This window comes from Belliella alkalica (genome assembly GCF_022549785.1).
Taxonomy (GTDB): Bacteria; Bacteroidota; Bacteroidia; order Cytophagales; family Cyclobacteriaceae; genus Belliella; species Belliella alkalica.
This window is the reverse complement of sequence record NZ_JAKZGO010000064.1, coordinates 1-1,425: the sequence shown is the minus strand read 5'-3', so window position 1 is coordinate 1,425 and position 1,425 is coordinate 1. Positions and strand designations below refer to the sequence as shown.

1 pseudogene is annotated in these 1,425 nt (G+C 47.4%); it reads right to left on the bottom strand.

What is annotated here, in order from left to right:
• Positions 1-1,425 (bottom strand): annotated as a pseudogene (locus MM213_RS20630) (hypothetical protein); the annotation flags it as partial.

Sequence of the window (1,425 nt, the reverse complement as noted above, 5' to 3'; positions counted from 1 at the left end):
ATTATCTATTATCACTACATCGGTAGCATCAGTTAATCCAATATTGCTAACTGTGATCACATACTCGAACTCATCGCCTTCCCAAATGGTAACATCATTTGATGTCTTGGTAATTGATAGATCAACTTCAGAGGCCTCAAGAACAATAGTTATATATGCCGTATCGCAATTCGTAGGGTTCAAAACCTCACAAACCCTGTACTGTAGCAGATATCTTCCAGCTTGATTCAATCCAGGTATCAAAGAAAGTGAACCATCTGGACCAATCAACAACCCGGTCAGACCTCCAAGATCAAAAATCTCAAAGTCTACCAATGAAGGATCGATTGCCAAACCATTCAACCTGTCATTCAATAGTATATTACCCAGGTCACCTGCAAAGTCAGTAGTATGAATACCTAGATCATCATCATTGGCAACTATCTCAGATGCTGTAACTGTTACCGTTACCGTAGCCGTTGAACAGTTATCAGGATTCATAACATCACAAACTCTGTATTCCAATGTGTACTCACCAGCAGGGGTGTTCGGTGCTACTGTTATCGTTCCGTCAGGGTTCAACGTCAACTCAGGATCTGAGCTTACTACCGTCAAGGTTACATCAGCAGGATCTACTGGATCTCCGTTCAACGTGTCGTTACCCAACACACTTGGCGTCGTCCCGCCATCAGTGCCGTTGATCGGACCGAAGCCGTTTTCATTCGCCTCTATTACCGCCGGCTCTACCGTTACCGTTACTGTTGCCGTAGCACAGTTGTCTGGATTCAACACCTCACAGATGCTGTATTCCAACTCGTAATCACCAGCAGGCGTGTTCGGTGCTACCGTTATCGTTCCGTCAGGATTCAACGTCAACTCAGGATCTGAGCTAACTGCTGTCAATGTAACATCAGCTGGATCTAATGGATCGCCGTTCAACGTGTCGTTACCCAACACACTTGGGGTCGTCCCGCCATCAGTGCCGTTGATCGGACCGAAGCCGTTTTCATTCGCCTCTATTACTGCCGGCTCTACCGTTACCGTTACCGTTGCCGTAGCACAGTTGTCTGGATTCAACACTTCACAGATGCTATAAGTCAACTCGTAATCACCAGCAGGCGTGTTCGGTGCTACTGTTATCGTTCCGTCAGGGTTCAACGTCAACTCAGGATCTGAGCTTACCACCGTCAAGGTTACATCAGCAGGATCTAATGGATCGCCGTTCAACGTGTCGTTACCCAACACACTTGGGGTCGTCCCGCCATCAGTGCCGTTGATCGGACCGAAGTCGTTTTCATTCGCCTCTATTACTGCCGGCTCTACCGTTACCGTTACCGTTGCCGTAGCACAGTTGTCTGGATTCAATACCTCACAGATGCTGTACTCCAACTCGTAATCACCAGCAGGCGTGTTCGGTGCTACTGTTATCGTTCCGTCAGGGTTCAA